This is a genomic window from Streptomyces sp. NPDC059248 (assembly GCF_042753905.1).
In the GTDB taxonomy this organism is placed as follows: Bacteria; Actinomycetota; Actinomycetes; order Streptomycetales; family Streptomycetaceae; genus Streptomyces.
Window position 1 is genome coordinate 38,275 of the sequence record NZ_JBHYZV010000066.1, and the last position, 7,992, is coordinate 46,266.

Here is a 7,992-nt window from a genome sequence, read left to right on the forward strand (position 1 = left end):
CACATTCACAGATGATCGGGGGCGCTGATGCCGAGCAGGGTCAGGCCGCCGGCGAGCACCGCCCCGGCGGCTTCGGCGAGCGCGAGCCGGGAGCGGTGGGCGGCCAGGGGTTTCGCGCCGCCGACGGGCAGCACGGCGGGCTGGAAGCCGAGCAGGGCGTCGGCGGTCCCCTCCAGATGCCGGGCGATCCGGTCGGGCGCGTGGAGCCGGGCGGCGGAGCCGATCGCGGCCGGCCAGTCGGCCACCCACCGCTCGACACCGCGCGCCGCGTTCTTCTCTTCTCCGGCCCCGGTGCCGTACGGCTCGACGGCGGCGGTGAACCCCAGAGCAGCGGCGTTACGGCTCAGGGCGTGCGCGCGGGCGTGCGCGTACCGGACGGTGAACAGCGGATTGCTCTCGTGCTGCCGGAGCAGCCGGGGTCCCGGCCGGGCGGGGTCGTGCGCGGCGGCCGACAGGAAGGCCCATCGGGTGGCGTCGGTCCCGAGGGCGTCGGCGGTGTCCTCGTGGTCGGCCACGGGCGGGGTCCCGGACTCCGTCCCGTACCCCTCGATCCGGCGCAGCAGTTCCACGGTCCCGCTCCAGACGACGGCGCGGCCGCCGCGCTCCACCGGTGTCTCGCGCCGGGCCTCACGGGCCCGCCGCGCCTGCCGGGCCGCGGCCTCGGTGATCTCGCGCAGCCGCTCGGCGGGGTCCCCGCCGAGGGTGATGTTGAGGAACCCGGGCCCGGTGATCTCCACACCGGCCACCCCGGGCCGGTCCGCGATCCGCTCCCGCAGCCGCTCGGCGACCACCCGCGGGGGCTGCCCGGCGGGGCCGGCGAGCCGCAGCGCGACACCGGTGGCCCAGTCCCCGCACCCACCGGGCCCGGGCCGTTCCACCCGTACGTCGTCGGGCACCGCGACGTCGAGCACACCGTCCGCCACCGCACGGCACACGGCGTGCCGCACGGTACGGGAGAGCTGGGCGGGCGTCACGGGACCAGCGTAGGCGAGGACGTCCTCCCGTAAGCGACCCGTTTCGCCATCCGGTCAGCCCCGCGCGCTCCCGGCCCGCCCGGCCCCGCGCCGGTCCTCCGCTGCGGGCGGCCCTTCCCGGCACATCAACCGTCGTACGAGCCGTACGAGATCGGCGGGCTCGAAGGGCTTGGCGAGAAAGGCGTCCACGCCCGCGGCGATCCCGCTCTCCACCTCGTACTGCGTACAGGCGCTGATGATCGCCACCGGCAGATGCCGTGTCCCGGGATCCTCCCGCAGCCGCGCGGCGGTCCGCAGCCCGTCCAGCCGCGGCATCACCACGTCCAGCGTCACCACATCGGGCCGTACGTCCCCGACGACCTCCAGGCACTCGGCACCATCGGCCGCGGTCACCACCTCGAAGCCCTCCAGCTCGAGGTTGACCCTGATCAACTGGCGGATGACTCGATTGTCGTCGACAACGAGCACTCGCCCGGACGCACCTGACACAACTCGAGAGTAGGTCCGCGCCGACGACCGCGTCCGGGTTTTCCCCACTTCCACCCCCTCCGAGCGACCCCGATCCACCCGCCTGCCTCCCTTCACCCCGCCGAATTACCTGTTCACGGGCACCCTCGTGGAGCTGGTAGTGTTCTACCCGTCACGCCGACGGAGACAACACCGAGGCAGACAGTGCGCCCCCGTAGCTCAGGGGATAGAGCAACGGCCTCCGGAGCCGTGTGCGCAGGTTCGAATCCTGCCGGGGGCACTTCCCTAAGAAATCCCGACCCGCTGAATCGCGGGCCGGGATTTTTTGCGTACCCGCCGCGGCGCGCTGCCGGGATTCGGGGCATCGGCCGGGAACCTCGCGGGTCGACGGCCTTCGGTGCGTGTCCGGCGCGCCTCCGCTCGGGGGAGCGCGTACCGGGAGCGTGGCCGGAACCGGTATCCCGGCGCGGGGCCCGCGGGCGCGGTGGCCGGGGGTGAAGCGCGGGCCGGAGGGTTTCCGGCGGCGTTCTCGCCGGGCGCTTCCCGCGGTCCGTCCACAGGTTCCCCGGTCAATTGTCAGTCATCGCCGCTAGCGTTCCACTCGTCGTCGCACAGATGTCGGCAATTTCCGGCTGAACTGTGCTTTCTTCTTGCTGTCCTGATGCGTGAGGCGGGGATCGTGGGTTGGCTGTCGGCGGGTGACGGGTACGAAGTCGCCCTGGTGGAAGGCCGGGTGGCGGTACGGGCCACCTCGGGACGTTCGGCGGGGAGGCAGTTGAAATCACTGCCGCGCGCCCTCAAGGACCACCCCGAGGTGGACCGGCTGCGGCGGTTCGCGGAATGGCTGGATCGGCATGCCGCGGGATGTGTCGCGCAGGTCGACTCGTGGATGGTGTCGTCGCTGCCCGTGCCCACCGGCCTGCTGGCCCGGGTGTGGCCGGACGAGGCCTGGCAGTCGGCCCTGCGCGACCTGGCCGTGGTCGGCGACGACCCCGACGAGGTCGGCCTGCTGCGGGGCACCACCGAGGACGGCGAGCTGCGGTTGGTGAATCTCGACGGCGAGACCGTCCGTCTCTCCCCGCGCACGGTGACCCTGCCGCACCCGGTGCTGCTGCCCGACCTCGACGACATCCGGGAGTTCGCCGCGGAACTGGGCGTCGTCCAGCGCGTCGAGCAGATCCACCGGGCGACCTGGCAGCGGCCCGGCGACCTCGCCCCCGAGGCCACCGAGATACGCGAGTTCGCCGGTGGCTCCTTCCGCTCCCGCTTCGCCCTCGCGGCGCGCGCGAGCTCCCTGGGCTACCGCGTCTCGGGCGGCTACGCCACGGCCCGGGTGCGCGACGGCGGACGCACCGTCGAGGCCTCCGTATGGATCGGCGAGCCGTACTGGGAGGACACGGTGGAGACCGGTGGCCTCACCTGGCACGGTCCTGACGGCCGTGCCGTGCCCCTGCGCGAGGTGGGCCCGGTGGCCTGGTCGGAGGGGATGCGGATGGCCGCGGCGCTGTACGCCGGGCGCGACATCGAGGAGGGCAAGAACGCATGAGCGGGGGGACGCAGGTGTCGTACGAGGACATGCTCGCGGCGGGCGCGGTACTGCCGCCGGACACGGAGGACGCGGGCGAGCGGGCGGTTCCGCTGACCGCGCGCGGCTACCGCCACCCGGGGCTCGACGACCGCGTGGTGGTGCGGCTGGTCGCCGGTGAGCTGGGCGCGGCGGAGGATCTCGCCGCCGGGTTCCTCGGCCTGGAGCAGGTCGGGGAGCCTGCCGTGGTGGGTCTCGGGCTGCGCCAGTCGCTGGGCTTCCCGGAGTGGGTGCTGGTGCACCACCCCGAGGACGGGCACCACGCGCTCGGTGTCGTACCGGATCTGGAGCGGGCGGCCCGGCAGGTGAAGTCCCGGCCCAAGGCCGCCATGGACGCCTACGGGGAACTCGGCGCACGGCTGGCGGCGTCCGTCCCGCACTTCCTGCCGACCTTCTACGAGCAGGCGGGCCGGGTCTTCCTCGCCGAGGAGAACTCGACGTACGCGGCCCAGTTGTTCACCCGGGCCCGGAAGGCCGAGGCGGAGCACGGTCTTGTCGTCGACGAGGACCGCCTCGACGCGGTGTTCCTCGAATTCGCCTTGGCGGGCGCGCTGCCGGTGAAGGTGCTTTCCGCCTACGGCAAGGAGCTGGCCGCCCGGGTGCCGGCCGAGGAGGCGCTGCGGCGCTTCACCCGGCTCTGTCTGCGCCGCACGGCGGGCGGCCTCCCGCCGTCCGCGCAGATGGCGGGCGATCTGCGCAGGCTGGCCCGGGCCGCGGGCCGGGACGCCGATCTCGCCGAGCAGGAGTATCTGTCCGAGCTGCTCGGTCTGCCGGCCACCCTGCGGGCCGCGACCGGCTGGTGGAAGGGCCACCGGGCGGCGTTGCAGGCGCTGGCCTCCCGGGACCGGCGGGTACGCGGCACGCTGCTGGACATGGTTCCGGCGGGCCACGACGACGAGATGCCCGCGCTCTGGCTCGGCGTGCTGGAGGACTCCGGCGCCACTGCGGGCCTGTGGGACGCCGCACTGCCCGAGGAGGAGCGGCCGCGGGACGGCACGGCGGGCTGGCTGGGACGCTTCCTGGTCTTCCGCGAGCGGGCCCGCTCCTGGCGTGGCTCGACCCGGATGCCCGAGCTGTACCCGCTGGTGGAGCGGGCCGTGGACCGGCTGCGGGCCGAACTCGGCGCGTCCGGCGAAGCGTTGCGGGTCACCCACGACATCGACCTGATCGACCTGCTGCTGTCCCTGGACGTCCCGGTGGCCGCCCCGGAGCACGAAGCGGCCCTGCCGCTGACCCCGTGGGCGCAGGGCGACGGACACCGGGATCTGCTGTTCCTGGGCGCCGACGCCCGGTTCCACGACGCCTTCCTGAAGGGCGCCGAGCAGTTCGGCAACTACGAGGGCGGGCTGCGGGCCATCCGTCTGCTGGCCGCGTCTCCCGGCTGCCGCCCGCTGCTGGCCCGATGGGTCGCGGCGGCCGTCAAGCGCTTCACCGTGGCCGGTCTGCCCCAGTTGCCCGGCGCGCTGGACCGGCTGAAGTGGCTGCCGTCGGAGGCGCTGGCGCTCGCCGATGAGGAGGTGCGCGAGGCCGTCGCCACCGATCTCGCCCCCGTACTGGCACGCACGCTGCGGGCCGGTCTCTTCGACGAACTCGGCTGGCCCGCCTGGGAGGAGGCGGTGGCCGGCCTCGTACCGAAGTCCGATGTCGAGGATCTGATCGTCGCCGACGCCTGGCCCCACCTCGTGGTCGCCGGAGCGGCCCAGGCCCGGGTGATCGGCGCCGAGGGCACCCTGCTCACACACGACCTGCGCATCCCCTCGGGCGACCGCCGGGGCGACCCGGGCTTCCACCACGTCGACGGCGAACTCCTCGTCTACTGGAACAGCGGCAAGGGCGGGCTGCGCGGCTACTGGCACGGCCGGGCCGACCGTGTCGAGGCGCTGGAGGGCCCGACCACCACCCGCGGTACCGAAATGGACTGGTACCGGGGCGACTTCCCGATCACCCTGCCGCTGCCCGGCGGCGGCCGGACCACCGGCCGGGGTGTCGTGCACGCGGGCGACACCACCGTGCCGGAGGAGTGCCCGCTGCTCTTCGACGGCTCCTCCTACTGGGTGTGGCACGCGGACTCCGAGGACCGCGCGGCGCACGGCTGGTACGAGTACGACCCGGCCACCGGCGCCCGCGGCCGTATGAGCCGGCCCGCCTTCGTCACCGACGCGCTGCGGGACGCCCCCGAGGGCAGCAGCTTCGCGGGCGTCCGGCTGCGCCCCTCCCCCACGGCCGGCGCCACGCCGGCCTGCGCGCCGGTGGGCGGGCTCGTCGGCCTGCGCAGGCTGAAGCTCCCGGACGGATCCATCCGGGTCGAGGACCTCGCCGGGCACACCCTCACGCTCCCGGCCGGGGCCGGGCTGCCGTACACGCTGGTGATGTTCCCGGGCGCCGAGCGGCCCACCGCGGTCGTACGCGACGGCTGGCAGCTCGATCTCGTGGACGCGGACGGTGTCGTCACGGCCTGGGCGAAGACCGACCGCACGGCGGGCTCCTTCGGCGAGGGCACCCTTCTGCTGCCGCCGGTGCAGTACTGGGAGTGTCTGACCCCGCGCGACCCGGAAGGCTCGGCGGGGCTGCGGAGCGTCGACCGCGACTCCGCCGCCGCCCTGCTGGCGGCAGCCGCCGACCAGGACGCCGAGGCGCTGCCCGGCGCGATCCGCGCCCTGCTGTCCGTCACCCACCCCGCCCTGCTGAAGGGCATCGCCGGAGTGGTGCGCTACGCGGCGGCCCAGCAGGGCGTCCTCGACGCGGCGGCGACCCGGCTGAGCCAGGCCATGGAGGGCGGCCCGGTGGACGAGGGCCCGGCCGGTCCCGAAGACCGTCTGCTGCGTGACGCGATGAGCGGTCTCGGCGCTTCGAGCCGCCACTGGTGGGGCCACGACGACCGGGCCGACACCGTCTTCCGCGCCCTGCGCGTGCTGACCCGCGCCGCCGGGGCCACCGACGACGAACCGGGCCCGGCCGACGCCCGGCTGCACCTCGACGGGCCGGAGCTGCCCACCGGCAACCCGGAGTTGTCGGCCCTGATCGTCCGGATGTCGGCCCTCGCCTACCGGGCCGCCGCCGGCACCACCACCGACGAGCACCGCGAGGCGCTGCGGCACCTCCTGACCGGATTCGACCGGTTGGGGCTGGGCGGGTCGGCGGAGCCCGGCCGGTGGCGGGCGGTGACCCTGCGCCTGGACGCGGACCGGCTGCGTATCGCCTCGGGCGACGGACGGGAGGGCTCCTGGAACGGTCTGCTGCCGCTGGCGGGCGGCGCCTTCCTCGCGATGACCGCCCACGGGTCGCTGGACGACGACGGCTGCGACTTCACCGGCCTTTTCCACGACCCCGAGGGCCGGTTCGCCGCTCCGGAGCCGTACAAGATGCTGTCCTGCGACCCGGTCGACCGGGGCGAGCACCGTGTCGGGCTGGGTGAGTTCCTGGCCGAGCTGGCCGCGCGCGGTCCCGCGCCGTGGTTCCCCGCCGCGGCCGAGGAGTTCGCCCGGCTGACCGGCGTCACCGACACGATGGCCCGGCTCGTGGTCGCCGGGCTGCCGGGAGTCGACGCCTACGAGCGGACCTTCCTCACCACCGAGGCCCGCAACACCATCGGGGTGAAAACCGCTCCCGCGGCGGTCGCCAAGGACGAACTGCGCGGTCTCGACGGCGCCGTGCGCGCCGCGGTCGTGGCCGCCCTGCTGCCCGCCGATCCGGTCCTGCTGTGGACCGAGGGCCCGGACGTGGCCGCGGGTGCCGCCGTCTGGAACGCCCGGGTCGGCAGGCGTCCCGCCGTGCCCGAGGAGCTGCTCGGCGACGCCGTACGCGCCCTCAAGCACGCGATGTGGCCCGTACGGGAAGCCCTGCCCGCGCTGCTGGAACCGGCGGTTGCCCCGCAGCTCAGCCGGGATCTGCGCTGGGAGGTCAAGGGCGACCGGGTGCGGCCCGTCGGCGACGGGACCGGATTCACCGCGGCGACACTGGTGGGCGCGGTGGCACTCACGGCCTGGCTCGCCCACCGGCTGCCCGCGGGCGACCCGGTCCGGGCCGCGCTGCCGCCCGCGTTCACCGCCGTACGGGCCCGGCTGGCGGCCCCCGGCCTCATGCTCGACCTCGGCCGCTACATCAGCCTCCCCGAGTTCCGGAAGGCGGCGGGCGCGCCCACCGAGACCGGGCCGGGATTCGAGCGCTACGGCGCCGTCGTCCTCGCCACCCACGACGACCGGCCCGCCCCGGGCATCCGCGTCGACCTCCTCGACGAGGCCGGCCAGGACCCCCATCTGCCCGCCACCCGCACCGACGACCACCCCTACCCGGCCGAGGTCGCCCTGCAGCTGGTGCGCGACCCCCGTTTCGCGGCCCTCGTCGCCGATCCGGGCGAGCCGCTCGCGGGCGACCGCGACAAGACCGGCACCTGGTGGCCGCAGGACCCGGGCCGCTCCGTGCCCGACCTGGTCGCCGACGCGGCCGGGAAGTACGGCATCGGGGAGGACGCGGCCACGCTGTATCTGACGCTGCTCGCCATGCCCGACCCGACCGACCGGTCCACCGCCCGGTGGACGGGCTGGAAGCCGGCCCGTATCAAGGCGGCCCGTGCCGAACTGGCCGCCACCGACCTCGTGGTGCAGGCGACCCGCACCAGGGCGGGCCGCTCCCTCTTCCTGCCCGGCGGCTGGGCCGAACAGCCGAGGCCCCGGGTTCCGCTGGAGCGCTGGAAGCTGCCGCTGTTCGACGTGGTCCACGGCGAGCACGCCCCGTTCGGTGTGATCGTGCCGACGGAACCGGTCGCCGACCTGTACCGCAGGGCCTGGCAGAGGGTCCTCGACGGCGACGCGCCCCGGTTCGAGGAGCTGAAGGTGCGACGGGGTCGCCGCCGCTGACCGAAGCCCGGCAGCCGCCGCCGGCGGCTGCCGGGGGGGGGGCCCGGCCCCGCCGCCCCCCCGGGCCCCCGCCCCCCCCCCCGCCGCCCCCCGGCGGACCGCCACCACC

4 protein-coding genes and 1 tRNA gene are annotated in these 7,992 nt (G+C 75.1%); 3 read left to right on the plus strand and 2 right to left on the minus strand.

The features are described from left to right. Positions 1 to 5: 5 nt before the first annotated feature. Both nrtL and ACFXG1_RS25150 read right to left on the minus strand, forming a co-directional pair. Positions 6 to 974, minus strand: a complete 969-nt coding sequence (gene nrtL / locus ACFXG1_RS25145) for an ArgS-related anticodon-binding protein NrtL (RefSeq protein ID WP_384744626.1) — start codon at positions 972 to 974, stop codon at positions 6 to 8. 54 nt (positions 975 to 1,028) lie between these two features. Continuing rightward, complete coding sequence (locus ACFXG1_RS25150; RefSeq protein WP_384715202.1) at positions 1,029 to 1,511, minus strand: response regulator; 483 nt, start codon at positions 1,509 to 1,511, stop codon at positions 1,029 to 1,031. 139 nt (positions 1,512 to 1,650) lie between these two features. On the opposite strand from ACFXG1_RS25150, the gene ACFXG1_RS25155 reads away from it, so the two are divergent. The 3 genes from ACFXG1_RS25155 (at position 1,651) to ACFXG1_RS25165 (ending at position 7,883) form a co-directional block, all read left to right on the plus strand. Continuing rightward, a tRNA-Arg gene (locus ACFXG1_RS25155) sits at positions 1,651 to 1,722 on the plus strand. 399 nt (positions 1,723 to 2,121) lie between these two features. After that, positions 2,122 to 2,988 carry a DUF4132 domain-containing protein gene (locus tag ACFXG1_RS25160; protein WP_384715206.1) on the plus strand — a complete coding sequence of 289 codons (867 nt, stop codon included), beginning with the start codon at positions 2,122 to 2,124 and terminating at the stop codon, positions 2,986 to 2,988. Then, the gene (locus ACFXG1_RS25165) at positions 2,985 to 7,883 is read left to right on the plus strand and encodes a DNA-binding protein (protein ID WP_384715199.1); all 4,899 of its coding nucleotides are present in this window, start codon (positions 2,985 to 2,987) and stop codon (positions 7,881 to 7,883) included. The genes ACFXG1_RS25160 and ACFXG1_RS25165 overlap by 4 nt, the downstream gene beginning before the upstream one ends. Positions 7,884 to 7,992: the final 109 nt, after the last annotated feature.